The sequence below is a fragment of the Sphingomonas sp. RS2018 genome (assembly GCF_054489605.1).
This window is the reverse complement of the sequence record NZ_JBTMWL010000003.1, coordinates 343,468-369,098: the sequence shown is the minus strand read 5'-3', so window position 1 is coordinate 369,098 and position 25,631 is coordinate 343,468. Positions and strand designations below refer to the sequence as shown.

At 68.4% G+C, this 25,631-nt stretch carries 33 protein-coding genes; 18 read left to right on the top strand and 15 right to left on the bottom strand.

Going from position 1 to position 25,631, the window contains the following annotated elements:
• Window positions 1–23 precede the first annotated feature (23 nt).
• The 10 genes from ACX40P_RS11255 to ppa all read left to right on the top strand — a co-directional run bounded on the left by ACX40P_RS11255 (window position 24) and on the right by ppa (window position 10,271).
• A complete protein-coding gene (locus tag ACX40P_RS11255) occupies window positions 24–1,034 on the top strand; it encodes a substrate-binding domain-containing protein (RefSeq protein WP_459126429.1) in 1,011 nt (336 codons plus the stop codon).
• Window positions 1,031–2,404: a phosphate ABC transporter permease subunit PstC gene (gene pstC / locus ACX40P_RS11250; protein ID WP_459126428.1), complete on the top strand. Its 1,374-nt coding sequence runs from the start codon at window positions 1,031–1,033 to the stop codon at window positions 2,402–2,404. The genes ACX40P_RS11255 and pstC overlap by 4 nt, the downstream gene beginning before the upstream one ends.
• On the top strand, window positions 2,397–3,698 hold the full coding sequence (pstA, locus tag ACX40P_RS11245) for a phosphate ABC transporter permease PstA (protein ID WP_459126427.1): 1,302 nt from the start codon (window positions 2,397–2,399) through the stop codon (window positions 3,696–3,698). Before pstC ends, pstA begins: the two co-directional genes overlap by 8 nt.
• 17 nt (window positions 3,699–3,715) lie before the next feature.
• The gene (pstB, locus tag ACX40P_RS11240; RefSeq protein WP_459126656.1) at window positions 3,716–4,462 is read left to right on the top strand and encodes a phosphate ABC transporter ATP-binding protein PstB; all 747 of its coding nucleotides are present in this window, start codon (window positions 3,716–3,718) and stop codon (window positions 4,460–4,462) included.
• A 9-nt stretch (window positions 4,463–4,471) separates the two neighbouring features.
• Window positions 4,472–5,164, top strand: a complete 693-nt coding sequence (gene phoU, locus ACX40P_RS11235; RefSeq protein ID WP_459126426.1) for a phosphate signaling complex protein PhoU — start codon at window positions 4,472–4,474, stop codon at window positions 5,162–5,164.
• Window positions 5,161–5,856 carry a phosphate regulon transcriptional regulator PhoB gene (gene phoB / locus ACX40P_RS11230; RefSeq protein ID WP_459126425.1) on the top strand — a complete coding sequence of 232 codons (696 nt, stop codon included), beginning with the start codon at window positions 5,161–5,163 and terminating at the stop codon, window positions 5,854–5,856. Before phoU ends, phoB begins: the two co-directional genes overlap by 4 nt.
• Before the next feature lie 104 nt (window positions 5,857–5,960).
• Window positions 5,961–6,389, top strand: a complete 429-nt coding sequence (locus ACX40P_RS11225) for a Fe-S oxidoreductase (protein ID WP_459126424.1) — start codon at window positions 5,961–5,963, stop codon at window positions 6,387–6,389.
• Between the two features lie 138 nt (window positions 6,390–6,527).
• A complete protein-coding gene (locus ACX40P_RS11220; RefSeq protein WP_459126423.1) occupies window positions 6,528–7,601 on the top strand; it encodes a hypothetical protein in 1,074 nt (357 codons plus the stop codon).
• 149 nt (window positions 7,602–7,750) lie between these two features.
• Window positions 7,751–9,667: a M61 family metallopeptidase gene (locus ACX40P_RS11215; protein WP_459126422.1), complete on the top strand. Its 1,917-nt coding sequence runs from the start codon at window positions 7,751–7,753 to the stop codon at window positions 9,665–9,667.
• Window positions 9,668–9,686: 19 nt separating this feature from the next.
• On the top strand, window positions 9,687–10,271 hold the full coding sequence (gene ppa, locus ACX40P_RS11210) for an inorganic diphosphatase (protein ID WP_459126421.1): 585 nt from the start codon (window positions 9,687–9,689) through the stop codon (window positions 10,269–10,271).
• A 126-nt stretch (window positions 10,272–10,397) separates the two neighbouring features.
• Here the strand turns inward: ppa and ACX40P_RS11205 are convergent, their stop codons facing one another.
• The 4 genes from ACX40P_RS11205 to ACX40P_RS11190 are packed head-to-tail and all read right to left on the bottom strand — an operon-like array spanning window position 10,398 to window position 12,468.
• The gene (locus ACX40P_RS11205) at window positions 10,398–10,763 is read right to left on the bottom strand and encodes a TfoX/Sxy family protein (RefSeq protein WP_459126420.1); all 366 of its coding nucleotides are present in this window, start codon (window positions 10,761–10,763) and stop codon (window positions 10,398–10,400) included.
• A 3-nt stretch (window positions 10,764–10,766) separates the two neighbouring features.
• Window positions 10,767–11,087 (bottom strand): DMT family transporter, encoded by a 321-nt coding sequence (locus ACX40P_RS11200; RefSeq protein WP_459126419.1) that lies wholly within the window; start codon window positions 11,085–11,087, stop codon window positions 10,767–10,769.
• Window positions 11,087–11,569 (bottom strand): GNAT family N-acetyltransferase, encoded by a 483-nt coding sequence (locus ACX40P_RS11195; RefSeq protein ID WP_459126418.1) that lies wholly within the window; start codon window positions 11,567–11,569, stop codon window positions 11,087–11,089. The genes ACX40P_RS11200 and ACX40P_RS11195 overlap by 1 nt, the downstream gene beginning before the upstream one ends.
• Complete coding sequence (locus ACX40P_RS11190) at window positions 11,566–12,468, bottom strand: DMT family transporter (RefSeq protein WP_459126417.1); 903 nt, start codon at window positions 12,466–12,468, stop codon at window positions 11,566–11,568. The genes ACX40P_RS11195 and ACX40P_RS11190 overlap by 4 nt, the downstream gene beginning before the upstream one ends.
• Window positions 12,469–12,519: 51 nt before the next feature.
• Here ACX40P_RS11190 and ACX40P_RS11185 point away from each other — a divergent pair, with 51 nt between their 5' ends.
• The gene (locus tag ACX40P_RS11185; protein WP_459126416.1) at window positions 12,520–13,170 is read left to right on the top strand and encodes a DUF1345 domain-containing protein; all 651 of its coding nucleotides are present in this window, start codon (window positions 12,520–12,522) and stop codon (window positions 13,168–13,170) included.
• Here the strand turns inward: ACX40P_RS11185 and ACX40P_RS11180 are convergent.
• Window positions 13,167–13,553 carry a type II toxin-antitoxin system VapC family toxin gene (locus ACX40P_RS11180; RefSeq protein ID WP_459126415.1) on the bottom strand — a complete coding sequence of 129 codons (387 nt, stop codon included), beginning with the start codon at window positions 13,551–13,553 and terminating at the stop codon, window positions 13,167–13,169. The two genes, ACX40P_RS11185 and ACX40P_RS11180, sit on opposite strands and share 4 nt — an antisense overlap.
• Before the next feature lie 7 nt (window positions 13,554–13,560).
• Here ACX40P_RS11180 and ACX40P_RS11175 point away from each other — a divergent pair, with 7 nt between their 5' ends.
• Complete coding sequence (locus tag ACX40P_RS11175) at window positions 13,561–13,851, top strand: hypothetical protein (protein ID WP_459126414.1); 291 nt, start codon at window positions 13,561–13,563, stop codon at window positions 13,849–13,851.
• 26 nt (window positions 13,852–13,877) lie between these two features.
• Here ACX40P_RS11175 and ispG read toward each other — a convergent pair whose 3' ends face one another.
• Window positions 13,878–14,996, bottom strand: coding sequence for a flavodoxin-dependent (E)-4-hydroxy-3-methylbut-2-enyl-diphosphate synthase (gene ispG, locus ACX40P_RS11170; protein ID WP_459126413.1), 1,119 nt, complete (start codon window positions 14,994–14,996; stop codon window positions 13,878–13,880).
• 122 nt (window positions 14,997–15,118) lie between these two features.
• Here ispG and ACX40P_RS11165 point away from each other — a divergent pair, with 122 nt between their 5' ends.
• The 6 genes from ACX40P_RS11165 (at window position 15,119) to ACX40P_RS11140 (ending at window position 19,410) form a co-directional block, all read left to right on the top strand.
• On the top strand, window positions 15,119–16,279 hold the full coding sequence (locus ACX40P_RS11165; RefSeq protein WP_459126412.1) for an acyltransferase family protein: 1,161 nt from the start codon (window positions 15,119–15,121) through the stop codon (window positions 16,277–16,279).
• Between the two features lie 43 nt (window positions 16,280–16,322).
• Complete coding sequence (locus tag ACX40P_RS11160; protein WP_459126655.1) at window positions 16,323–17,276, top strand: isoaspartyl peptidase/L-asparaginase family protein; 954 nt, start codon at window positions 16,323–16,325, stop codon at window positions 17,274–17,276.
• 46 nt (window positions 17,277–17,322) lie between these two features.
• Complete coding sequence (locus ACX40P_RS11155; protein ID WP_459126411.1) at window positions 17,323–17,577, top strand: hypothetical protein; 255 nt, start codon at window positions 17,323–17,325, stop codon at window positions 17,575–17,577.
• Between the two features lie 96 nt (window positions 17,578–17,673).
• Window positions 17,674–17,826, top strand: a complete 153-nt coding sequence (locus ACX40P_RS11150) for a hypothetical protein (protein WP_459126410.1) — start codon at window positions 17,674–17,676, stop codon at window positions 17,824–17,826.
• 100 nt (window positions 17,827–17,926) lie between these two features.
• Entirely contained in the window at window positions 17,927–18,490 is a 564-nt protein-coding gene (locus ACX40P_RS11145; RefSeq protein ID WP_459126409.1) for a hypothetical protein, read from the top strand.
• A gap of 50 nt (window positions 18,491–18,540) precedes the next feature.
• Window positions 18,541–19,410 carry a S1/P1 nuclease gene (locus ACX40P_RS11140; protein WP_459126408.1) on the top strand — a complete coding sequence of 290 codons (870 nt, stop codon included), beginning with the start codon at window positions 18,541–18,543 and terminating at the stop codon, window positions 19,408–19,410.
• A gap of 150 nt (window positions 19,411–19,560) precedes the next feature.
• Here the strand turns inward: ACX40P_RS11140 and ACX40P_RS11135 are convergent, their stop codons facing one another.
• From ACX40P_RS11135 to ybgC, 9 genes are all read right to left on the bottom strand, one after another.
• Window positions 19,561–19,821, bottom strand: coding sequence for a hypothetical protein (locus ACX40P_RS11135; RefSeq protein WP_459126407.1), 261 nt, complete (start codon window positions 19,819–19,821; stop codon window positions 19,561–19,563).
• Complete coding sequence (locus ACX40P_RS11130; protein WP_459126406.1) at window positions 19,821–20,039, bottom strand: type II toxin-antitoxin system antitoxin; 219 nt, start codon at window positions 20,037–20,039, stop codon at window positions 19,821–19,823. Before ACX40P_RS11130 ends, ACX40P_RS11135 begins: the two co-directional genes overlap by 1 nt.
• A 7-nt stretch (window positions 20,040–20,046) precedes the next feature.
• On the bottom strand, window positions 20,047–20,955 hold the full coding sequence (locus ACX40P_RS11125; protein ID WP_459126405.1) for an SPFH domain-containing protein: 909 nt from the start codon (window positions 20,953–20,955) through the stop codon (window positions 20,047–20,049).
• 92 nt (window positions 20,956–21,047) lie between these two features.
• On the bottom strand, window positions 21,048–21,569 hold the full coding sequence (pal, locus tag ACX40P_RS11120) for a peptidoglycan-associated lipoprotein Pal (protein ID WP_459126404.1): 522 nt from the start codon (window positions 21,567–21,569) through the stop codon (window positions 21,048–21,050).
• A 32-nt stretch (window positions 21,570–21,601) separates the two neighbouring features.
• Window positions 21,602–22,927: a Tol-Pal system beta propeller repeat protein TolB gene (tolB, locus tag ACX40P_RS11115; protein WP_459126403.1), complete on the bottom strand. Its 1,326-nt coding sequence runs from the start codon at window positions 22,925–22,927 to the stop codon at window positions 21,602–21,604.
• A 110-nt stretch (window positions 22,928–23,037) separates the two neighbouring features.
• Window positions 23,038–24,000: a cell envelope biogenesis protein TolA gene (locus ACX40P_RS11110; RefSeq protein WP_459126402.1), complete on the bottom strand. Its 963-nt coding sequence runs from the start codon at window positions 23,998–24,000 to the stop codon at window positions 23,038–23,040.
• 3 nt (window positions 24,001–24,003) lie between these two features.
• Window positions 24,004–24,438, bottom strand: coding sequence for a protein TolR (tolR, locus tag ACX40P_RS11105; RefSeq protein ID WP_459126401.1), 435 nt, complete (start codon window positions 24,436–24,438; stop codon window positions 24,004–24,006).
• 4 nt (window positions 24,439–24,442) lie between these two features.
• Complete coding sequence (tolQ, locus tag ACX40P_RS11100) at window positions 24,443–25,135, bottom strand: protein TolQ (protein ID WP_459126400.1); 693 nt, start codon at window positions 25,133–25,135, stop codon at window positions 24,443–24,445.
• On the bottom strand, window positions 25,126–25,614 hold the full coding sequence (gene ybgC / locus ACX40P_RS11095; protein ID WP_459126399.1) for a tol-pal system-associated acyl-CoA thioesterase: 489 nt from the start codon (window positions 25,612–25,614) through the stop codon (window positions 25,126–25,128). Before ybgC ends, tolQ begins: the two co-directional genes overlap by 10 nt.
• Between the last annotated feature and the right edge of the window lie 17 nt (window positions 25,615–25,631).

The following is a 25,631-nucleotide window of genomic DNA, read 5'->3' as shown; positions in this document are numbered from 1 at the left end:
CTTCGATGCACCGGTGGGGATTGATGGCAGCGCTCGCGCTCGCCGCCTGCACGGGCGGTGCGACGACGCGCGACCAGATCAAGGTGGTCGGATCGTCGACCGTCTACCCCTTCACGACCGCGGTCGCCGAGGATTTCGTCAACTCGCGCCCCGACATGAAGGCGCCGGTGATCGAATCGACCGGCACCGGCCCCGGCATCAAGCTGTTCTGCGCCGGCATCGGCCCGCAACATCCCGACATCGTCAACGCCAGCCGCCGCATGCACCGGTCCGAATACGACACCTGCCGAGCGAACGGCGTGGCGCAGGTGATGGAGGTGCAGATCGGCACCGATGGCATCGCGCTGGCCGAATCGAACGCCGGGCCGAAGATGGCGCTCACCCGGCGCGACATCTATCTCGCGCTCGCCGCCCGCCCGATGGGTCGCCCGAATACCGCGCGCCGGTGGAGCGATGTGAACCCCGCCCTCCCTGCCATCCCCATCCAGGTCTATGGCCCGCCCGGCACCAGCGGCACCCGCGACGCGTTCGTGGAGCTGGTCATGCACCCGGCATGCGAGGCCCTCGATCCCGCCGCCAAGGGACTAAAGACGTTCGACCACGACGCCTATGACGCGCGCTGCTCGCGCCTGCGCGAGGACGGGGCCTATGTCGACAAGGGCGAGAACGATAATCTGATCGCACAGAACCTGACCGCCAATCCGCAGGCGATCGGCATTTTCGGCTACAGCTATCTGGAGGAAAACGAAGGCCGGCTGCACGGCGTGCCGTTGGAAGGGGTGGCGCCGAGCTATGCCACCATCGCCGACGGAAGCTATCCCGGCGCGCGGCCGCTCTACCTGTACGTCAAGGTCGCGCATCTGAAGGCGGTGCCCGGATTGCGCGAGTTCCTGGCCGATTATGCGCAGCGCTGGAACCCCGGCGGTCGGCTGACGAAGCGCGGGCTGATCCCCGCGCACGACGCCATCCGTGCCGAGGCCGCACGCATCGTCGCCGAAACCAAGCCGCTCGATCCCGCGAAGCTGACCGGATGAGCGGCCCCGCGATCCTGATCCTGCTGGCGGGCCTCGGCCTGATCGGCTGGCTGCTCGGGCGGGCCCGCGCACTGGTCTTCGCGCGGGGCAGCGGCCGCGCCAATTCGCGACCGAGCCAGCATGCCGCCTTCGTCACGCTTTGGGTTCTGGTCCCCGCCGCGATCTTCCTCGCGCTCTGGGCAGCGGTCAGCCCGACTTTGGTCGTCGCGACCGCACTGGAGACGCCGGCGGCGACGTCGCTCCCCGCCCCCGGCTTCGAACGCGACGCGATCCTGAATGAGGCGCGCAGCCTCGCCGCCGGTCGCGCCTATGGCGCTTTCTACGCCCAATCCGAAGCGCTCGCGCCCGCCTTTGCCGAAGCCGGTGCGCGCTATCGCTGGATCGGCACCGCCATCGCGATCCTGCTCGCGCTGGCGGGCGGCGGCTATGCGCTCAGCCGCATCGTCCCGGCGTTTCGCGCGCGCGCCAGCGTCGAGCGCTGGGTGATGCTCAGCCTGCTCGTCGCCTCGCTGATCGCGATCCTGACGACGATGGGCATCTTCCTCAGCCTGCTCTTCGAAAGCGCGCGCTTCTTCCGCACCGTGCCCATCACCGACTTCCTGTTCGGTACGCACTGGAGCCCGCAGGTCATCTCCGCCAGCGACCCCGGCGCGACGCTGGGTGCGGTGCCCCTGTTCTGGGGCACCTTCTTCATCGGCGCGGTGATCGCGATGGCGGTCGCGATCCCGTTCGGCCTGATGAGCGCGGTCTATCTGACGCAGTACGCCCGGCCGACGATGCGCAAGTGGATGAAGCCCGCGCTGGAAATCCTCGCCGGCATTCCGACCGTCGTGTACGGCTATTTTGCCGCGCTGACCGTTGGCCCGGCGATCCGCCAGCTTGCCGTCGCGCTCGGCATGCCGTTCGCCAGTTCGGAAAGCGCGCTGTCGGCGGGACTGGTGATGGGGATCATGATTATCCCCTTCGTGTCCTCGATGGCCGACGACGCCATTGCCGCGGTGCCGACATCGATGCGCGACGGCAGCCTGGCGATGGGCGCGACGACCAACGAGACGATCCGCCGCGTCCTCCTCCCCGCCGCGCTTCCCGGCGTGGTCGCCGGCATCCTGCTGGCGGTCAGCCGCGCGATCGGCGAGACGATGATCGTCGTGATGGCGGCATCCGGCGCAGCGACGATCTCGCTCAACCCGTTCGACAGCGCGACCACGGTCACGAAGCAGATCGTCGACCTGCTGACCGGCGAAGCCGCCTTCGATAGCCCGAAGACGCTCGCCGCCTTCGCGCTCGGCCTGACGCTGTTCATGGTCACCTTCCTCCTCAACATCGTCGCGCTGGGCGTCGTGAAGCGGTATCGGGAAGCGTATGAATAGCGCGAGCATCGTCGCGGGCCTGCCTTCGACCGGCGCGCAGCCCGCCGCGCGGACACCGACCGACTGGCGCGCGGACGGCATGACCCGCCGCCTGCGGCGCCGCTATGCCGCGGAGCGCCGCTTCCGGTTCTTCGGACTGCTCGCGGTGCTGCTGTCGGCTGCGTTTCTCGCCTTCCTGCTCGGCACGATGGCGCTGTCGGGCGTGCGCGGTTTCCAGCGGACCGAGGTGAAGCTGTCGATCGACTTCACCGCCCTCGCGCTGCCGGTCACGCAGGCGCAGCTCGACGGCCCGGGCGCTGACCTGGCGCTGGCCGGCGCGGGGCTGCAGAACGCCGTGTCGGTCGCGGCGGTGTCCGCCTTCGGTCCCGACGGCGACACGGTGATCGCCGACAGCGCCTGGCTGTCGGTACGCGACGCGATCCGCCGCGATCCGTCGTTGCTGAAGACGCGCGCGGTGATCGCCGTCCCCGCCTCCAGCACGATCGACATGGCGGCGCGCGGCAACGGCACCGCGGCGGCGGAGGCTGTGGTCGCACGTCTCGAAGGCCTGCGCCTGCTGTCGATCGGGTTCGACACCGGCTTCTTCACCCGCGCCGATGCGACCGATCCCGGCGCGGTTGGGATCTGGGGGGCCCTGAAGGGATCGCTGATGACGATGCTCGTCACGCTCGCCATCGCCTTCCCGGTCGGCGTGCTCTCGGCGATCTATCTCGAGGAGTATGCGCCGAAGAACCGCTGGACCGACCTGATCGAGGTGTCGATCAACAACCTCGCGGCGGTGCCCTCGATCATCTTCGGCCTGCTCGGACTCGCCGTACTGCTCGGCACCTTCGGCCTGCCGCGATCGGCGCCGATCGTCGGCGGGCTGACGCTGGCGCTGATGATAATGCCGGTCATCGTCATCGCCGGGCGCAACGCGATCAAGGCGGTGCCGCCATCGATCCGCGAGGCCGCGCTGGGCATTGGCGCCAGCCGTATTCAGGTCGTCTTCCACCACGTCCTGCCGCTAGCGCTCCCCGGCATCCTGACCGGGACGATCATCGGCATGGCCCGCGCGCTGGGCGAGACGGCGCCGCTGCTGATGATCGGTATGCGCGCCTTCATCGCCACGCCCCCATCGGGCTTTTCCGAACCCGCCACCGTCCTGCCCGTCCAGATCTTCCTGTGGTCGGACGAGGTGAGCCAGGGCTTCGTCGACCGGACCTCGGCGGCGATCCTCGTGCTGCTGGCGGTGCTGATGACCATGAACGCAGCCGCCATCTATCTGCGCAACCGTTTCGAGAGACGCTGGTGACCCTGACCCATCCGAAGATGACGGCGCGCGGCGTCGGCGTGGCGTATAACGGCAAGCCGGCCGTCACCGACGTGTCGATCGACGTGCCGATGGACGAGGTGACCGCGTTCATCGGCCCCAGCGGCTGCGGCAAGTCGACCTTCCTGCGCACGCTCAACCGCATGAACGACACCATCCCCGCCGCGCGCGTGACCGGATCGATCCTGCTGGACGGCGAGGATATCTATGCGCCGGCGATGGACGTGGTGCAGCTACGCGCCCGCGTCGGCATGGTGTTCCAGAAGCCGAACCCCTTCCCCAAGTCGATCTTCGAGAACGTCGCCTATGGTCCGCGCATCCACGGGCTGTGCGCGACCAAGGCCGAGCTGGCCGAGATCGTCGAGCGGTCGCTGAAGCGTGCCGGGCTCTGGGACGAGGTGAAGGATCGGCTGGACGAAAGCGGCACCGCGCTGTCGGGCGGACAGCAGCAGCGGTTGTGCATCGCGCGCGCCATCGCGGTCGATCCCGAGGTCATCCTGATGGACGAACCCTGCAGCGCGCTCGACCCGATCGCGACCGCGCGGATCGAGGAGCTGATCGCCGACCTGCGCGGCAATTACGCGATCGTCATCGTCACCCACAACATGCAGCAGGCCGCGCGCGTCAGCCAGCGGACCGCCTTCTTCCACCTGGGCCAGCTCGTCGAATACGGCCTGACCGACGAGATCTTCACCGCCCCGCGCGAACCGCGGACGAAGGATTACATCACGGGGCGCTACGGCTAGGACAACGACATGGCCATGGGACAGGAACATACCGTCAAGGCGTTCGACCAGGACATCGGCCATCTGCGCGGCCTGATCTCCCAGATGGGCGGCCTTGCCGAGGAAGCGATCGCGGACGCGATGACGGCGCTCCAACGCGGCGACGCCGAACTGGCGCGGCGGGTGCGCGCGAAAGACAAGGCGATCGACGCGATCGAGGCGGAGGTCGAGCGGCTGGCCGTGCGCGTTATCGCGCTGCGCGCGCCGATGGCCGACGACCTGCGCGAGGTGGTGGCGGCGCTGAAGATCGCCGCCGTCGTCGAGCGCATCGGCGATTATGCCAAGAACATCGCCAAGCGCGTCCCCATGATCCACACCGGTCCCGACCGGATCGAGGCGCTGTCGCTCCTGCCCGCGATGGCGGTGCTGGCCGCCGACATGGTGCGCGACGTGCTCGACGCCTTCGCCAGGCGTGATGCCGCCGGCGCGGTCGAGGTATGTCGGCGCGACCGCGCGCTGGATGATTTCTACAACTCCATCTTCCGCGTGCTGCTGACGTTCATGGTCGAGAATCCGAAGACCATCAGCGAGGTCGCGCACCTGTTGTTCGTCGCCAAGAACCTGGAACGCATCGGCGACCATGCGACCAATGTGGCGGAAATGGTCTATTTCGCGGCGACCGGTGCCTATCTGGCCGAACGCGATGGAGGAACCGAGATATGAGCCGAGCGACGATGCTGCTGGTCGAGGACGACCCCGCGCTGGCGGAACTGGTTTCGTGGAACTTCCGCCGCGAGGATTTCGAGGTGCGCCACACCCCCGATGGTGAGGAGGCGATGCTGCTGGCGGAGGAGGCCGCGCCCGACATCGTCCTCCTCGACTGGATGATTGAGGGCGGGATTTCGGGCCTCGAGGTCTGCCGCCGCCTGCGTCGCCATACCGCGACGCAGAACGTGCCGATCATCATGCTGACCGCGCGCGGCGAGGAGGAGGACCGCGTTCGCGGTCTCGAAACCGGCGCCGACGATTACGTCACCAAGCCGTTTTCGCCGCGCGAACTGATCGCGCGCGTCAACGCGGTGCTCCGCCGCGTGCGGCCGGGGCTGGCGGGCGAATCGCTGGCCTATGGCGATCTCGAAATGGATACGGTCGGCCACAAGGTGAAGCGCGGCGGCGAGACGGTGTCGCTCGGCCCCACCGAATTCCGGCTGCTCAAGCATTTCCTCGAGCATCCCGGCTGGGTCTTCTCGCGCGAGCGGCTGCTCGACGCGGTGTGGGGGCATGATTCGGATATCGAGGCGCGGACCGTCGACGTGCATATCCGGCGGCTGCGCAAGGCGATCAACGTCGGCGACCGTCCCGACATCATCCGCACGGTGCGGTCAGCGGGCTACGCGCTCGATTCGGGCGTCTGACGCGACCGGCTGACTGGAATTCGGTTCGACGGGGAAACGACTCCGACATTGCGGCGTTACCCCGCCGACGCACACAAGATGCGCCGAATTCTAGGAGCGACCAGATGAAAGCCCTATTGCTGGCGAGCGCGCTCGCCTTCGGTGGCACCGCCATCGCGCAGGATATGCCGGCGGCCCCCCCGCCGCCGCCCGCACAGACGATGCCGCCTACCCCCGGCACGATGCCGCCTCCGCCGCCGCCCGCACCCGAAGCGCCGATGGCGCCTGCCGCCGGTGAGGCGCCGGCCGCACCGATGACGGCGCCGGGCACGCCCCCCGCCCCGCCGACGCCGCCGATGCCGGGCCAGATGGCCACGCCACCCGCGCCGCCGGCACCGGGTGCGATGGACGCCCCGATGGCGCCGCCGCCGCCCCCAGGCGCGATGAACGCACCGATGGCACCGATGACGGCACCGCCGCCGCCGGCACCCAAGGCAAGCTATCCGCTCTGCAGCAAGACCGTCACCGATAGCTGCCGCCAGCGCGGCGGCTGATCGCAAACTGATCTGCTGACGACGGGCGCGGTTTCCACCTCGGACACCGCGCCCGTTTTCGTCTGAAAACGAGAACGCCATAGCGTATTGCATCACCAATACACCTGTGCCATCCTGTCGAGAACAGGGAGGCAAGCGATGTACAGTGAACAGGATCTCGCCACGGCGGTCGATGCCGGGGCCATTACGCCGGAGGCGGCAGCGGCATTTCGGAACCATGTGGCGACGATACGATCGACGCCCGCGGTGGATGAGGAGCATTTCCGGCTGCTGACCGGGTTCAACGACATCTTCGTCTCGATCGCCAGCGCGTTGCTGCTGGCGGCGGTCGCATGGATCGCCGGATCGCTGTGGGCACCGCTGGGCGGGGCCGCGGTCGCGGCGGCGGCATGGGGGCTCGCCGAATATTTCACGCGTCAGCGGCGCATGGCGCTGCCCAGCATCCTGCTGCTGCTCGCCTTCGTCGGCGGAGTCGCCGCGGCGCTGTCGACCGTCATCGCCATCAACGGCGAGGCGATGGAGGCCTGGCTGAAGAGCATCAGCTCCAATCAGGACGTGCAGATGGCGGTCGCCGGCACCATCGCCGCCGCGATCGGCGCGGTGACCGCCGCCGCCGCATGGCTGCACTGGCGGCGTTTCATGGTGCCGATCACGGTTGCGGCCGGCGCGGTGGCAGTGGTCGCGGTCGTGATGTCGCTGGTCATGGGCTTGATCCCGCCCGCGCGCGACGCGGTGCTGCCGCTCGTGCTGGTCGCGGGTCTCGCCATGTTCGCCTTCGCCATGCGCTGGGACATGACCGACCGCGAGCGCCGCACACGGCGCAGCGACGTCGCCTTCTGGCTGCATCTTGCCGCCGCACCGATGATCGCCCATTCGGTCTTCGGCATGCTCGGCGGTCTGGGCGAAGCGCTCGGCGCCGGCACCGCGATCCTGGTCGTCGCGCTGTACGTCGTCTTCGCGCTCGTCGCGCTGGCGGTCGATCGCCGCGCGCTGCTCGTCTCCAGCCTGGCCTACGTCCTCTACGCACTCGTCTCGCTGTTCCGCACCGCGGGTTCGGTCGAGCTGTCGGCGGCGCTGACCGGGCTGGTCATCGGCTCGGCCCTGCTGCTGCTCTCCGCCTTCTGGCAGGGCGCGCGGGCGAAGGTCGTGTCGTTCACCGGCGGCCTCGCGAACCGCCTGCCGCCGGTACAGGGCCGGCTGGCACACGCCTGACACTGTCGAAGCGCCGCCCTGCGTCCGGGGACGACGCGGGGCGGCGCCCGTGTGAAGCGTGCGGCCTCCCACATGCCGCGAACGACACTGGACTGGCGGGTCCAGCGCGTTAGACCCGGAGCATCCACGAACCCCGACGAGGTCCGCCCATGATCCGCACGCTCGCGCTCACCACCCTGCTGCTCGCCTCCACCGCCGCGCCTGCGCAGGTCCGCAACACCCAGCCGACCGCCACCGCGCCGTTCACGACCAGCGTGCCGGAAGCGCGCGACGTGGCGTTCCCCGGCGTCATCCAGCTGGACGTGGACGCCACCAACATCGGCCAGGGCATCTACCGCGTACGCGAGACGATCCCCGTTGCCGACGCCGGCCGCATGACGCTGCTGATGCCCGAATGGCTGCCCGGCAAGCATGGCCCGCGTGGCGAGATCGAGAAGCTGGCCGGGCTGAAGGTGACCGCGGGCGGTCGCCCGATCGCCTGGGCGCGCGATCCGGTCGACGTCTATGCCTTCCACGTCGACGTGCCGGCCGGCGCAAAGTCGCTGGTGCTGGAATTCCAGTTCCTGTCGGCGACCGTCGGCAATCAGGGTCGCATCTCGGTTGCGCCCAACATGCTGAACCTGCAGTTCGAACAGGTCAGCCTGTACCCCGCCGGCTATTACACGCGCCGCATCCCGATCCAGGCGACCGTCAAGTATCCGGCCGGCTGGCAGGCGGCATCGGGCCTGCCGAGCAAGGCCAGCGGCTCGACCTACACCTACAACCAGACCGATTACGAGACGCTGGTCGATTCGCCGGTCTTCGCCGGCCGCTATTTCAAGCGCTGGGAGCTGACGCCGCGCGTCGGGCTGAACGTGGTTGCCGACAAGCCCGACGAGCTCGCCGCGACGCCCGCGATCATCGACCTGCACAAGCGGCTGGTCGACCAGTCGGTGAAGCTGTTCGGCGCGCAGCATTACGACAAATACGAGTTTCTGCTGGCGATCACCGACGAGATGGGCGGTATCGGCCTGGAGCATCACCGCTCTTCCGAGAACGGCGTCGATCTCGGCTATTTCAAGGAATGGAAGGATGCGGTCGGCGACCGCGACCTACTGCCGCACGAGTTCACGCACAGCTGGAACGGCAAGTTCCGCCGCGGCGCCGATCTGTGGACGCCCGATTTCAAGACGCCGATGCGCAACTCGCTGCTGTGGGTCTATGAGGGGCAGACGCAGTTCTGGGGCGTCGTCCTTGGCGCGCGCTCGGGCATGCTGAGCAAGGACGAGGCGCTCGACAATTTCGCCAACTGGGCGGCGACGCTGGACGCGTCGAAGGGGCGGACGTGGCGTGCGCTGGTCGACACAACCTATGATCCCATCACCGCCGCGCGGAAGCCCAAAGGCTGGACGAGCTGGCAGCGGCCGGAGGATTATTACGTCGAGGGCGCACTGATCTGGCTGGAGGCGGATTCGATCATTCGCGCCCGCACCAAGGGCGCGAAGTCGATGGACGATTTCGCTCGTGCCTTCTTCGGCATCAACGACGGCGACTGGGGCGAGGTGACCTATACGGTCGAGGACGTCGCCAAGACGCTGAACGACGTCGTCCCCTATGACTGGGCGAAGTTCCTGAACGATCGCGTCTATCAGGTGTCGCCGAAGACCCCGCTCGCGGGCTTTACCGACAACGGCTATCGCCTGGTCTACACCGACACGCCCAACGCGGTCGCCAAGGCGGGCGAGAAGGGCGCGAAGACGAGCAGCTTCGCCTTCTCGCTCGGCATGACGATCGGCAACGCGGACGGCGCGGTGCGCGCGGTGATCTGGGATTCGCCCGCGTTCGACGCCGGGCTGGACGTCGCCTCGACGATCGTCGCGGTGAATGGCGATGCCTATAGCGCCGAGCGGCTGAAGGCGGCGTTGACCGCGGCGAAGTCGAGCAAGGATCCGATCCGCCTGCTGGTGAAGCAGGACACCAAGTATCGCGAAGTCGCGCTCGACTATCACGGCGGGCTTCGCTACCCGCGCCTCGAGAAGGTGGGGACGGCAACGACCGGTCTCGATCGCCTGCTCACTGCGAAATAATCGAGAAAGAGGGTAACACATGCGGATCGACCTGATCCCCGTGGGCGACGATCCGCCCAACAGCCTGAACGTCATCATCGAGGTGCCGACCGGTGGCGAGCCGGTGAAGTATGAGTTTGACAAGGCCAGCGGCGCGCTGTTCGTCGATCGCATCCTGCACACGCCGATGCGCTATCCGGCGAACTACGGCTTCGTCCCGCACACACTGTCGCCGGACGGCGATCCGCTCGACGCGCTGGTCGTCGCGCGCTCGCCGTTCATCCCGGGCTGCGTCGTGCGCGCACGCCCGATCGCGGTGCTGAACCTGGAAGACGAAGCCGGCGGCGACGAGAAGCTCGTCTGCGTGCCGGTGAACGAGACGTTCCCCTACTACTCGAACGTGTCCGAGCGGTCGGACATGCCCGAAATCGTCTTCGAACAGATCGAGCACTTCTTCACCCACTACAAGGATCTGGAAAAGAAGAAGTGGGTGCGCATCGGCACCTGGGGCGACGCCAGCGAGGCACGCCGCATTACGCTGGAAGCGATCGAACGCTACGACAGCGACAAGGCCGCCGCGAAGGCGTCGGTCGACGCGACGGGCGTGGATACGCCGCAGGGGTGAGGTAACCGGGATGTGGCAGGTGCGACATCGCTCCCGCCCCATCCCGTGCTCCCGCGCAGGCGGGAGCCCAGAGCCACATGCGCAGTGGTTGGTAACCCTGGGCTCCCGCCTGCGCGGGAGCACGGCCTATATCACAACCGCCCGCTTCTTCGCCTTCCGCGGCGCCCTCAGACCCGCCTCCAGCCCCAGTCGCGCCCAGCGCAACATCGCGTCGGCATCGTCGTAGACATCCTCCGGCGCGCGGCGATAGTTCATCGAGCCGACCCGCCCATCCGCGAAGGTGTAGCTGAACCGCTCGCACCCTTCAGCATCCCACGACGCATCGCTGGTCGCGTCCGCCTTAAACCACAGTCCGCCGTCCGACGAGAGGATCGCGAACACCTGTCCGTCGAGGTAGAGCGTCGCGCCGCCCATCATCGCGCGTTTCGTCAGCGTGCCGAGCGCCGCGGTCGCTTCCGCAATCCAGTCGATCAGGCCGCTATCGACCGCCACGCTCTAATGCCCCGCCGTCAGCTTCAGCCCGGCGATGCACGCCACCGCGCCGAGCACCAGCAGCAGCCGGACCGGCGTCGCCGGCTCCCCGAACCACGCCATGCCGATCAGCACGGTGCCGAGCGCACCGATGCCGGTCCACACCGCATAGGCGGTCCCCATCGGGATCGACCGCGACGCGACCTCCAGCAGCACCATCGACAGCGTTACGCTGAGGAGAAAAGCCAGCGTCCAGGGGATGTTACGGAAACCATCGGTGAAACGCAGGCAGGTGGTGAAGCCGACTTCGAACAGCCCGCCGAGAACCAGCCAAGCCCACGCCATCAGCCGCGCCCCGCCAGCCGGGCCAATGCGTCGCCCGACACGCGGTAGGTGCGCCACTCGTTCATCGGCTCCGCCCCCTTCGACAGGTAGAAGGCGATGGCCGGCGCGTTCCAGTCGAGCACCGCCCATTCGAAGCGCGTACATCCACGCTCGACGGCGATACCGGCCAGATGGGTCAGCAGCGCGCTGCCCACCCCAGCCCCGCGTGCTTCCGGCGTGACGTACAGATCCTCAAGATACAGCCCGCGCCAGCCGGTCCAGGTCGAGAAGTTGAAGAAATACAGCGCCATGCCGACCGGCGCACCGTCGATCTCCGCGATCACGGCATAGGCGGCGGGCTGGTCGGCGAACAGCGCGTCCGTCAGCAGCGCCTCGGTCGCGACGACCTTGTCGGCGGCGCGCTCATAGTCGGCGAGGTCGCGGACGAAGCGCATAATGGTGGCGACATCGGTTGGGACGGCGGGGCGGATCGTGGTCGTCATGGCGCGGCCTGTACCACGGGAACCGCGCGTGCCGCCACGATGCAGCCGACGACGATCACCGCCGCGCCCGCCAGCGTCCACGGCGACAACGTCTCGCCGAACATCAGCCAGCCGAGCGCCGCCGCCCACAGGAACGCGGTATATTCGCTCGGCGCCAGATGGCTGGCAGGCGCATGGGCGTAGGCCCAGCCCAGAAGCATCAGCGACGCCGTCGCCAGCACCGCCGCCAGCAGGATCGCCGGCCAGTGCTCGGCCGCCGGCACCACCGCCAGCCACGGCGCCGCCAGCAGCAGCCCGCCCGAGACGACGATCGTCTGCCAGAACGCGACCTCGACCGGCTTGGCGACCAGCGCCTGCGCGCGCATCAGCACGATGTTGAAGGCATAGCAGACCGCCGAGAACAGCACCGCGATCGTGCCCTCGACCGCATCCGGGCCCGGCTCGGATCGCGCCTGTCCCGCCAGGATCAGCCCGACGCCGACGACGGCGAGCAGGCACGCGACGATCGAGCGCGGCGGCACGCGCTCCTTCAGGATCAGTGCCGACAGCACCAGCGCCACGATCGGCGCGATGAAGGCGAGCGCGATCGCCTGCGCCATCGGCACCCGCGCCAGCCCCCAGAAGAAGGTGACCGCCATCACCTTACCGACCAGCCCGCGCACGATGTGCAGCCGCATCGCGGTACGGCCGGGCAACGTCGGGCGACCCGCGCCATAGATCGCACCCGACAGCACGACGCCGGCCAGCGACCGCCACAGCATCGTCGGATAGACGCCGATCGCCAGCACCAGCCCCTTCATCACCGCATCCATGCCGGAGAAGACGAGGATGCCGAACGCGGCGACGGCAAAGGCGGTGGCGGGCGCGACAGGTCTGGCGCGATCGGTCGATCCGGTCATCATGGGCCCTCCCCGGCTGGCGCTGCGATCGGTAGCGCCTATACCAGCGCGATGGACGTTCGCCACCCGACGATCGGCAATCGCCTCGCGCCGCCGCGCTTCCTCGCCTTCGTGCTGGTGGCGCTCGTCTCGGTGCCGGTCGCGGTATCGCTGACCGGCTGGGCCGCGGGGGTGATGATCGGGTTCGACGTCGCGACCATCGTCTTCCTCGCCTCGGTCGTGCCGCTCTTGTCGGATGCCGAAGCCCAGACGATGCGCCGCGCCGCGCAGCGCAACGACGCCAATCGCGCGCTGATGCTGGCGATCGTCGCAGCGACGTCGATCGCGGTGCTGGTCGCGGTGGCGACCGAACTCGGCGCCGACGGCCGCCCCTCGACCGTCAACATCATGCTGGTCGTCGCGACGCTGGCGCTGTCGTGGCTGTTCGCCAACATGGTCTATGCGCTGCACTACGCCCATGTCTTCTACGTCCGCGACGACGATGGCAGCGACGCGGGCGGGTTGGGCTTCCCGACGTGCGACGAGCCCGGCTATTGGGAATTCGTCTACTTCGCCTTCACGCTCGGCATGACGTTTCAGACCTCCGACGTCGAGGTACAGACGCGCGAACTGCGGCGCATCGTCGTGGCGCACAGCCTGATGGCGTTCGTCTTCAACCTGGGCATCGTCGCGTTCACGATCAACGTGCTGGGCGGCGGTTAGCGGATCAGGCGGATGTCGATGTCGAGTTGGCCGGCCGCATCGGCCATCCGCCGATCGCCGGTCAGGATCGTCCGGCCGCTACTCTCTCCTCGCGCCAGACACGCGCGATCGCCGAAGGACAGTCCGAATGCCATCGTCAGCGGGCGCAGCTGTGCCACGCGGATTGCGTGTCCTTCGCGAAACGCCCGGACGCGTATGCCATAGGCAACAATGATATCCATCGTTCCTTCGGGATCGCCGCCCTGCGCCGCCGTCTTCGTCAGCACTTCGCAGGCGTTGATGATCGACATCTCGGAGCCGGAAAGATTGGCAACGACCTCATCGGCCCCGGTTTCGTCGAGCAGCACTGCCAGCACCGCAGACGCATCCAGAACGACCGTCATTCACGCGATGCCTCGGCCCGACGATCCGAGGCGATGCCTCGGCCCGACGATCCGAAAGGAAATCATCGACCGTAAAGGGGCGCGTTATCATCGCACGATACAATTGCTGGCCTTCACGCACAATGTCGCCGCGCGTTTTCAGCGTTATGGCCTGACCGTCGTGATCAAGGGTGATGTGATCGGCGGGCGCCAATCCCAGCGCGCGTGCCATTTCCGCAGGGAGGATCACCTCACCGGTCGAACTCACCCTGGCATGATAGGTCATCACGATACTCCGAGCCTGTTCCGCTCATCATAACGACCGGTATCGCGCGCAGGAAGCGCCTAAGCCGCCCGCGCGGTCGACGTCCCCGCCTCGATCTCCGCCGCCTTCGCCTCGACCAGTCGCACGATGTGGTTGAGCATATCGGCATCCTCGACCGTATGATCGGTGACGCCGGCCAGATAGACCATGTGCTTGCCCGCCCCGCCGCCGGTCAGGCCGATATCGGTCTCGCGCGCCTCGCCGGGGCCGTTGACGACGCAGCCGAGCACCGACAGCGACATCGGCGTGCGGATGTGCTGCAGCCGTTCCTCCAGCGCCTGCACGGTGCGGATCACGTCGAAGCCCTGACGCGCGCAGCTGGGGCAGCTGACCACGCGCACGCCGCGGTTGCGGATGCCCAGCGCCTTCAGGATCTCGAACCCGACGCGCACCTCTTCCTCGGGCTCGGCCGACAGCGACACGCGGATGGTGTCGCCGATGCCGTACCACAACAGGCTGCCCATCCCGATCGCCGACTTGACGGTGCCACCGACGAAGCCGCCCGCTTCGGTGATGCCCAGATGCAGCGGGCAATCGACCACCTCGGCCAGCTGCTGGTACGCGGCGACCGCCAGGAACAGGTCGCTCGCTTTCACCGCGACCTTGAATTCGTGGAAGTCGTGGTCCTGCAACAGCTTGATATGATCGAGCGCGCTCTCGACCAGCGCCTCCGGACACGGCTCGCCGTACTTCTCGAGCAGGTGCTTCTCGAGACTGCCGCCGTTCACGCCGATGCGGATGGCGCAGCCGTTGGCCTTGGCCGCGCGCACGACCTCGGCGACGCGCTCAGACGATCCGATGTTGCCCGGATTGATGCGCAGGCACGCCGCCCCCGCGTCCGCAGCTTCCAGCGCACGCTTGTAGTGGAAATGAATGTCGGCGACGATCGGGACGCGCGCGGCGCGCACGATGCTGCCGAGCGCCGCGGTGCTCTCCACGTCGGGGCAGCTGACGCGGATGATGTCGACACCGACCTCCTCGCAGCGGCGGATCTGGTCGATCGTCGCGACCGGATCGCTGGTCGGCGTGTTCGTCATCGTCTGCACGGTGACGGGCGCATCGCCGCCCACGGGCACGGTGCCGACCATGATCTGGCGGCTCTGTCGGCGCACGATATCGCGCCAGGGACGAAGGGACATGGGGGCAGGCCTCTAGGGAACGGGTCGCGCGCCCTATAGCGCCCCGCGCGCGTGGAGGGAACCGGAAGGCGCGCGGGCGACACGGGGTATCGCCGCCGAACCGCCTCGGCTAATGCCCCGGAATGGCGCGGCATTACGGCATGGACTGGCTGCGGATCGGCGCCTTCGCGTGTCTGATCCTCTACCATATCGGCATGGTGTTCGTGCCGTGGCCGTTCCATGCGAAGGCCGCGCAGATCATCGACTGGACGACGATCCCGATGCTGGCGGTCAGCCCGTGGCGACTGACCCTGTTGTTCGTCGTATCCGGCTATGCCAGCCGCGCGCTGCTGCGGCGCTGGGGGTCGGCGGGGCGGTTCGCGGTCCATCGCACCCCCCGCCTGCTGGTGCCGCTCGCCTTCGGAATGATCGTGCTCGTCCCGCCGCAGCCGTTCGTCGAGCTGGCGATGCAGCACGGCTACGCGCGCGGCTTCAGCACCTTCTATCTTCACGACTATTGGACATTCCGCAGCGTTGGCGGCCTCTTCCTGCCGACGTGGAACCACCTCTGGTTCGTCGCCTATCTGTGGATCTACACGATGGCGCTGGCGCTGTTCGCGCTGCTGCCCCTCTCGCGATTGCAGGGCGGGTTCGACCGGCTGTTCGGCGGCATCGGCGTGATCGTCGTGCCGGTCCTCTGGCTGCTGGCAAGCCAGGTCGTGGTGTTCCAGCGCTGGAGCGACACCCAGGACGTGCTCCACGACGGCATCGCCCACATGGCCTATCTGCCCGCCTTCCTGTTCGGCTTCGGCCTCGCAGCATCCGAACGTGCGATGGCGGCGATGATCCGGTGGCACCGGCTGGCGGGCGTGCTCGCGCTGGCGAGCTACGGCGCAATCGTCTGGACCGAGCTCGCCTGGCCCGGCACCGCCAGCCCGCCACAATGGGTAGCCGATGCGACGGTGTGGCTGCGTCAGCTGCAATGCTGGGGCGCGGTGGTGGCGCTGGTCGGCGTGGCGGAGGTCCACCTGAACCGCGATCATCCGTGGCGCCGCACGCTGACGGAGGCGATCTTCCCCTTCTACCTGATCCACCAGACCGCGATCGTGCTCGGCGTCTACTGGCTGGCGCCGCTCGCGCTGCCGGCCGCGCCGGAGTTCGCCGCGCTCTTCGCGCTGACCGTCTTCGCCTGCTGGGCCTTCTACCTGATCGGGCGGCGTATCGACATCGTCCGCCCGCTGATCGGCCTGCGTCCGGCGGTGGCGACGCCGGCCCAACCTGCTACCACCGAACCGACCCTGTAGGAGCCGCCCCGTGCACCCTGCCCTCATCCTCGGAGCCATCGTCATGTCCGCCCCCGCCGCCGCCCAGACCTCGCAACCCGGCTGGACGTTGGTCATCCACGGCGGCGCCGGGGTGATCGAGCGCGAGCGCATGACGCCCGAGAAGGACGCCGCGGCCCGCGCCGGCCTGAACGCCGCGCTCGACGCCGGGCAGGCGGTGCTGGCGAAGGGCGGCAGCGCCGTCGACGCGGTTGAGGCGGCGGTGAAGGTGCTGGAGGACGATCCACACTTCAACGCCGGGCGCGGCGCGGTCTTCACCTATGAGGGCACCAACGAACTCGACGCCGCGATCATGGACGGCCGCACCCGCGGCGCCGGCGCGGTCGCGGGCGTCACCCGCACCCGCCATCCGGTCAGTCTCGCGCGCAAGGTGATGACCGACAGCCCGCACGTCCTGCTGGCCGGCAAGGGCGCCGACGCCTTCTCCGCCGAGCACGCGCTGGAACAGGTCGGCCCCGACTGGTTCGCCACACCCGAACGCCGCGACCAGCTGGACCGGATGAAGGCGCAGTCGGCGACCGGCTTCGACGTCGATATGAAGTACGGCACCGTCGGCGCGGTGGCGCGCGATACGGCGGGCCATGTCGCCGCCGCGACCTCGACCGGCGGCGTCACCGGCAAGCGCTGGGGCCGGGTTGGCGATTCGCCGCTGATCGGCGCCGGCACCTATGCCGACGATCGCGCCTGCGCCGTCTCCGCGACGGGATCGGGCGAGTTCTTCATCCGCGAAGGCGTCGCCCACGAAATCTGCGCCCGCGTTCGCTTCGTCGGCGAAACGCTGAAGGCCGCGGGCGACACGGTGATGGCCGAAACGAAGGCGCTGGGCGGCACCGGCGGCGTGATCCTGACCGGCCCGAGCAGCGAGATCGCGTGGAGCTTCAATACGCCGGGCATGTACCGCGGCCGGGTGTCGGCGGCGGGCGAGCGGGTGGTGGCGATCTATGGGGACGAGGAATAGCGTTCGATCATTACGCCGGTCCAACCGCAGGACGCACGCTCGCCTCATGCTCACCATCGCCGCATTGCTGCTCGCCGCCGCCTGCCCCACCGAGCGCGCTGACTACCGGTTGAGCGCGGACCCTTCGATCACCGCACGCTTCCACGCCGTGGCCCGCAGCGAGGACTGGCCGAGCGGCGTCGCGCTGCAGGTGCGGTTCGGGAAGACCGGTCGCAGCTACTGGTTCATCCCGTGGCAAGGGGGCACCGACGGCCGGACGAACATGGCAAGGGTGCGCGAAACATCGTCGCCGATCGAGTGACAGGCGATACGGGAGGATCTCGAAATCATCACCACCGACCGCCGCTACGCGATCGATGCGGCGGTGCCGACGGCCGGAAAGCCGGCGCCCACGCACGTGCTCCTGCCCGAGCTTGGCCATCTCGCCTGGTATGGGACGCCCGGCGACGAGCGCGACAGCGCCCCCCGCGCCTTCTTCGATTTCGTCGCCTGCCGCGCGCCCGGCAGCCATCTTGCGGCGCCGCGGATCCTGTTCCCGGCCGTTCCGTGACGCAGGCGGCGCTCAATCGAATCATAGTTTCCCGACCGCATTGCCCTCTGACACACCCGCCTTGTATCGCGGTCGGCATCCGCAACGCCGGGGGGCTGCAGTGAACGACTTCGAATTCATCTTCGCGCTCTTCGGCCTCCTGCTTGGCCTGTCGATCGCCGAGGTGCTGGGCGGCCTCGCCCGTGGGCTGGAGGCGCGGCTGCGGCCCGGGTCGACGGTGCGGATCGGATGGCTGACGCCGCTATTGGGCGCGTTCGTGCTGCTCGACCTGTTGTCGTTCTGGCAGGCGGCGTGGACGATGCGGGATATGGTCGCGGTGTCGGGCAAGGCGCTGATGGCGGTCACCGCGTTTGCCAGCGCCTATTACCTCGCGGCGCATCTCGTCTTTCCGCGCGATCCGGCCGAGCAGGGCGATTTCGATGCGCATTTCTTTCGCGTGCGGCGGATCGTGATCGGCGTGATGGCGGTGCTGCTGCTCTGCCAGATCGGATGGTATGCCACGCTGCCGCAACTGGCGGCGCATCTGGCCCGGCCGCTGGCGCTGGGGCTCACCGTCGTCCTGGCACTGCTGATGGCGGCCGCGATGTTGGTGAAAGGACGGCTCTGGTCGCGCGTGGTCATGATCGCGCTCGTCGCACGGTATGTCGTTGTTTATCTGTTGTAGCTGGCGACAAGCGGCTTTTCCCTCCCCCGCCCGCGGGGTAGACGGGCGACATGATCCGCAAGCTTGCCGCCATGATCGCGCTCGTCGCGACGATGTGTTCCACCGCCGCCTCCGCCTATTGGGAGTACGGTCACGAGACGATCGCCAGCATCGCCTATCGCAACGTGAAACCGGAAACGCGCGCGAAGATCGACGCGTTGCTGCGCCGGTCCGCGTTGCTGGAGACGCCAAGCTGCCCTGCACGGACGATCGAGCAGGCGAGCGTGTGGGCGGACTGCGTCAAGCCACTCGGCGAGCGGTTCAGCTATGCCTATTCCTGGCACTACCAGAACGTCGACGTGTGCAAACCGTTCGACCTGAAGTCCGCCTGCAAGGACGGCAACTGCGTGTCGGCGCAGGTAACGCGCGACGTGAAGCTGTTGCAGGATCCGAAGGTGCCGATGCGCGAGAAGGTGCAGGCGCTGGCGTTCCTGGTCCACTTCGTCGGCGACCTCCACCAGCCGCTGCATGCCGGCGACCGCGGCGATCTGGGTGGCAATCGCGCGCGGGCCGATTACGGCATCTACGCGCCGGAGCGGTTCAACCTTCATTCGATCTGGGACGGCCCGCTCGCCGAACGCGCCATCTCCACGCCGCCGAGCCTCGTCCGGACCTACACCCCCGCCGAACGCACGCCGGTGCAGGCGGGAACCGTCGAGGACTGGAGCCGCGACAGCTGGCAGGTGGCGCGCGACAGCGTCTATGCGAGCGCCATGGGCGACCCATGCGGCCCGCCGCCGGCCCGCTCTAAACTGGACGCCGCGACGATCGCGAAGCTGGTCGAGCCGGCGCGCGCGCAGGTGATGAAGGGCGGCCTCAGGCTCGCGCGATTGCTGGACGAGGCGTTCGGGCCGGCGCCGGTTGAGGTAAAGGGGCGGTAGAGCTGCGCGACTGCCCTCCGCCGCGTCGGGGGTTAGCGACTTGCCCGTGCTCCCGCACAGGCGTGAGCCCAGGGTTATCAACCGCAGCGCTTGTGGCTCTGGGCTCCCGCCTGCGCGGGAGCACGGCATTCTGCGGGACGACGCCTACCTTTACCTCCCGCCCCACTCCCAACCCCAGCCGCCATCGGTCTTCATCCAGACGATCCAGAGATAGACGATCGTCACCGCCACCCCGACACCGATCCGCACGCCATCGGTCGGCATGACCTTCACCGCTGCACCGATCGCCAGCAGGTACAGCGCGGTCGCCACCCATCCGGCGACGGTGGCCGGGACCGCGCCATAGCCGAAGCGCTTGCGGGCGAACCAATATCCCGGCCGAACCGGCTTTGGTGTGAACAACCCCATCATCACGCATCTCCCTCGGGTTTCGAATTGCCCGGCGGACGCCCGCGCCGGGCAGGCTCTGGCGCCGCGACCTTGATCCCCCGCCGCGCCAGCGCCTCGCGCAACAGGCATTCCACTTGCGCGTTCACGCTGCGCAGATCGGCCGCCGCCGCCCGCTCGATCGCCGCATGCAGCGCAGGATCGAGGCGCAGCGGAAACGCCTTCTTGGGTGGCGGCGCCACGACCGGCCTACTGATACAGCGTGCCGGTGTTGACGACAGGCTGCGCATCGCGGTCGCCGCACAGCACGACCATCAGGTTGCTCACCATCGTCGCGCGGCGCTCGTCGTCGAGTTCGACCACGCCCTTCGCCGACAATTGCTCCAGCGCCAGCTGGACCATGCCGACCGCGCCGTCGACCAGCGTCATTCGCGCCGCGACCACCGCCTGCGCCTGCTGCCGCCGCAGCATCGCGCCGGCGATTTCCTGCGCATAGGCGAGATGGGTGAAGCCGCATTCGTCGACGGTGATGCCGCTGACCACCAGCCGCGCGATCAGCTCGGCGCGCAGTTCGCCGCCGATCTGGTCGTGATTGCCGCGCAGCGTCACCTCCTGATGCTCGAAATCGTCGTAAGGATAGCGCGACCCGATCGTGCGGACCGCCGCCTCGATCTGCACGTTCACGAACGCCTTGTAGTCATCCACGTCGAACAGCGCCTGCGCGGTGTCGGTGACGCGCCACACGACCTGCGCCGCCATCTCGATCGGGTTGCCGCGCAGGTCGTTGACCTTGATGCGCTCGGAAATGATGTTGTTCGCGCGGACCGAGACCTTCTGCCGCATCATCCACGGGATGACCCAGCGCAGCCCCTCGGTCCGGTCGGTGCCCCGATACGCACCGAACAGCGTGATCGCAGCGGCCTGGTTCGGCTGGAGCATGTAGAAGCCGCTGGCGATGAACACCGCGACGATGGCGAGGACGATGACGCCGATCACCCACACCGGCGGCAGCGTCTCGCTGGCGAGCCCGAACACCAGAGCGACCCCGCCGAGTACCGCCGCGAACAGCAGCGCGAGCATGCCATACCCGCTAACGGTGTTCGCCCGCACTTCGCTGCTGTGGCTGAGCGCACTGCGCTCGCGTGTGGACTCGATCATCCCTGCCTCCCGTTAATGTGATATCACATTTATATCGGGATTTTAGGGAGTCAAGCGCGTAAGCCCTCCCCTGGGGGAGAGGGCTTTAGGGGTCACCCCAGCGTCACGGTCACCGCGCGACGGTTGCGGGCATAGCTCTCCTCGTCCGACCCGAGCGCAGCCGGGCGTTCCTTGCCATAGCTGATCGTCGAGATACGGCCCGCCGTGACACCGCGCGCGACGAGGTAGTTCTTCGCGGCATTGGCGCGACGGTCGCCGAGCGCGAGGTTGTATTCGCGCGTGCCGCGCTCGTCGGCGTGGCCCTCGATCGTGATGCGGATGTTAGGATAACGTTGCAGCCACGTCGCCTGGGTGTCGAGGATCGTCCGAGCCTGCGAATCGATGTCGAACTGGTCGAGGCCGAACAGCACGGTGTCGCTGCTGACCGAGCGCAGGAAATCCTCGCGGCTGCCCGGCACGATCGCGCCCGTGACATCGCCGGGGGTCTGGCCAGCGTTCGGATCCACCTGCCCCGTGCCCGCGGGCGCGGGCGGCAGCACGGTACGCTTCTTCGCGCAGCCGGCGGTGGCGATCAGCGCGGCGGCGAGGATCAGCTTGGTGGTGGTGCTTGCCATGATGGGTCTCCTTTTGGGATGGCTCTGCAAGGTCAGGGACGCAACGGCCCCCAGCTGGGATCGGATCCATCGAGCGGCGTCGGGATGCGCCGTTCGTTGATGCCGGTCAGATCGACGGACCACACGTCCGCCTTGGCCGCGCCCCGTCCGGCGCGGAAGAAGGTGAGGACACGGCCGTTGGGGGACCAGCTCGGTCCCTCGTCGCCCCAGGCCTCGGTCAGCAGCTTTTCGCTCCCGCCCGAGGGCGACATTACTCCGACGCGGAAGGCGCCGCCGCCCAGCCGGGTGAAGGCTATCAGATCGCCGCGCGGGCTCCACGCAGGCGTCGCATAGCGCCCGCCGCCGAAGCTGATCCGCTGCTGGTTCGATCCGTCGGCGTTCATTACGTACAACTGCTGCGTGCCGGAACGGTCACTTTCGAACACGATCTTCGATCCGTCGGGCGAGTAGCTGCCGCCCGTGTCGATCCCGGCGCTGCTGGTCAGCCGCTGCGGCGAACCGCCATCGATGCCGACGCGGTAGATGTTGGTCGTGCCCGACTGCGCCATCGAGAAGATAACCCAGCGCCCGTCCGGCGACACCCGCGGCGCGAACGTCAGACTGGCGCCGGTGACCAGCCGCCGCTGCTGCCCGGTGCCGAGGTTATAGACGTACAGCGCCGGCCGGTCGCCGACGTAGCTCATATAGACGATCTGCTGCTGGTTCGGTGCGAACCGCGGCGTCAGCACGATCGACTGGCCGTTGGTCAGGAAGCGGTGGTTCGCACCGTCCTGATCCATGATGGCCAAGCGCTTGATCCGCTTCCCCTTCGGCCCGGTTTCGGAAACATAGACGATGCGGCTGTCGAAATACGGCCCCTCGCCCGACAGGCGGGTGTAGACCGTGTCGGCGCATTTGTGCGCGGCGCGGCGCCAGTCGGCGGGCGACACGACGAAGCCCTGCCGGGTCAGCTCGGTCTTCGCAAACACGTCGTAGAGGTAGCAGCCGACCGTCAGCGTGCCATCACCGTTGGCGCGCACGAACCCCTGGATCAGCGCCGACGCCCCCGCCCCGCCCCAATAGGTGAAGTCGGGCGCGGTCACCTGCTCCTGCGGCACGGCGCGCAGCCGCTCCGGGCCCACCGGCTTGAAAAGCCCCGAATTGCGCAGGTCGTTGGTCACGATCTCGGCGAGCTGGCGGCCCAGCACGTCGGTCGATCCGGCGGCGGTCGTCTGGACGGCAGGCGTCGGCATCGCGGGTATCGCAATCGTCAGCGGCTCGGAAATGCCGCCGACCACGTCCACCTCGACCTGCGCGGCGGCGGGCGTGGCGATGAAGGTGACGGCCGCCGCCGCGAGTAGCCGAAGGGGCTTGAGCATTCTGATCTCCAAAACAACCGTTCGTGCTGAGCGAAGTCGAAGCACCTGCGCCTCGACCGATGCTTCGACTTCGCTCAGCACGAACGGATCTTGATTGAACTCGGCCGCCATCAGCCCGGCAGCTTGTAGTTGAGAATGATGTCCTTCCAGCCGTTCTCGTACAATTCGGCCGGCAGTTTATAGGGCGCGCACTGGATCACCGCAGCGGCAGCGAGTTCGCCGACGCGCTGGGCATAGCGCTGGTTCTCGTCGGTTACGCCGGTCTGGCCGGTCACGCTAGGGCGCCCGGCGAGCGAGCCGTCCGCCTTCATGCGCAGACGGAATTTTGTGCTGATTTGATTGGCGCCTGGCCCCGGATTGGGCACGCGGTTGGCGCACGGTTGCACCTGACGCTTAATGGCGTCGCCAAGCCCTGCCACCGCCTGCGCGCTGACCGCGGCGGCGCGCGGCGCCTCGCCGGTGCCGCGCTCGCTGGAGATGGCGAGCGATTTGCGGAAGTCGTCGCCCAGCACGCTGCCGCGCGGGCGCGTTGCCTTGGCGGATGCGCTGGTGCCGGGGCGCTCGGGCGAGACGTCCGGACGCGACAGGCCGGGGCGCTGGCGGCTGGGCTGTGCCGGCGTGGCGCGGGCCGGCGGGGCAGGTGCGGCGTTGGCGGGTTGAGGTTTCGCTGGTGGCGTCGGCTTCGCGACAGCCGCCGGGCGGGTCGGCGCAGGCTTGGCCGGCGCGGGTTTCGCGACCGTCGGCTGCGCCGATGCCGGACGCGCCGGTTCGGGTCGCGGCTGCGGCGGGGCGGGCGGCGGCGTCGCAGGCTGCGCCACCGCCGTTTCCGGTGAAGGCGCCGGCGCGGCATCCTCGGGCGGGCCGGTATCGGGTGCCTCCGACGTGGCCGGCGCCTCTGTGGTCGCAGGCGCCGCACTCTCCAGCGACACCTCGTCGACCAGCGAAATATCGATCGGCTTGCTTTTCAATTTCAGCGGGTTGGGCGTCGCGAGGAAACCGACCGACAGCAGCCCGAACAGCAGGACATGTCCCGCGGCCGCCACGCCCAGCCCGTATTTCTCCGCGCGCTCCATGCCTTACTGCGGCCCTTCCGCATTGGTGACCAGCGCCACGCGGTTCAGCCCGGCGCGGTTCAGCTCACCCATCACCCCCATGACCTTGCCGTAGTCGAGGCCCTTGTCGGCGCGCAGTAGCACCTGCGGCGGATTGTCCGCCGGCGCCCGCGCGGCCAGCCCCGCGAGCGTATCGGGCAACGTCGCCGTCACGTCGGTCTTGTCGATGAACACGCGGCCCTGCTCGTCGATCGCCATGTCGACCGGCTTCTGCTCCTGATCCAGCGCCTTCGCGCGGCTGTCGGGCAGGTTCACCGGCACGCCAGCAGTCAGCAGCGGCGCCGTCACCATGAAGATGATGAGCAGCACCAGCATCACGTCGACCAGCGGCGTGACGTTGATGTCCGCCATCGGCGCCCGCCGGCCGCGCCCACGCTGCGAAGGAAGGTTCATCGCCATCGGTTCAGCGATCCGAATCCAGCTGGCGGCTGAGCGTCGCGTGGAAGCCGTCGGCGAAGCGGTTCAACCGCGCCTCGATCCGGTTGATGCCGTGACTGAACCGGTTGTAGGCGATGACCGCCGGGATGGCGGCGAACAGGCCGATGGCGGTCGCGAACAGCGCCTCGGCGATGCCCGGCGCGACGACGGCCAGCGACGAATTCTGCTGGCTGGCGATGCTGGTGAAGGCGCGCATGATGCCCCACACCGTGCCGAACAGGCCGACGAACGGCGCGACCGAACCGATGGTGGCGAGGATATTCAGCCGATCCGACAGCCGGTCGATCTCGTTGGCCGCCGCCGCGCCCATCGCCGTCGCCAGTCGCTCGCGCGTGCCGTCCCGGTCCACCGTCTTGCCGGCGGTCGAGCGGCGCCATTCGGACACGCCGGCGGTGAAGACGCGCGCGACCGGCAGCGGGTCCTCCGAGTGCGCCTTGTAGAAGGCGTCGATGTCAGCGGCCTTGCGATAATCGCCCTCGAAATCCTCGGTGCCCTTGCGCACCTTGCCCAACCGCGACCAGAACATCACCATGATCGCCCACGTCCAGACGCTGGCGGCGATCAGGCCCAGCATCACCGCCTTCACGACCAGATCGGCCTGCAGGAACAGGGCGACCGGCGACAGGGTGGCGGCGTCGGCGTTGGCAATCAGTTCCATGTCTTCCCCATTTCGTCGGCGGCGATATCCCCCGCCACCAGTCCGTCGAATGCCGCCATCCACACCGCCGGCTGTCGCCGTGGCCGGCCCGACGGCGTCAGGAACGCCGCCTCCACCGTGCCGTCGGTCAATACGACCGCGTCGCGCATGACCCGCTGCTGAATGACGACCGAAGCGGCGCGCAGCCGTGTCACCCGCGATACCACCGTCAACGTATCGTCGAGCCGCGCGGGCGCCGCGTAGCGGATCGACAGGTCGCGAATGGCGTAGACGCCCTCCCCGCTCTCCACCGCCGCACGCTGGTCGATGCCCACGGCACGCAGCATCGCGGAACGCGCGCGCTCCATGTAGCGCAGATAGTTGGCGTGATAGACGACGCCCGACAGATCGGTGTCCTCGAAATACACGCGGAGCACGAAGCGGTGCTCGGTTCCGTCGAAACGGCCTTCGAGCGGCAGGCTGTCGGGTGTGGCCGTCATGCCACAGGCTGTTAACC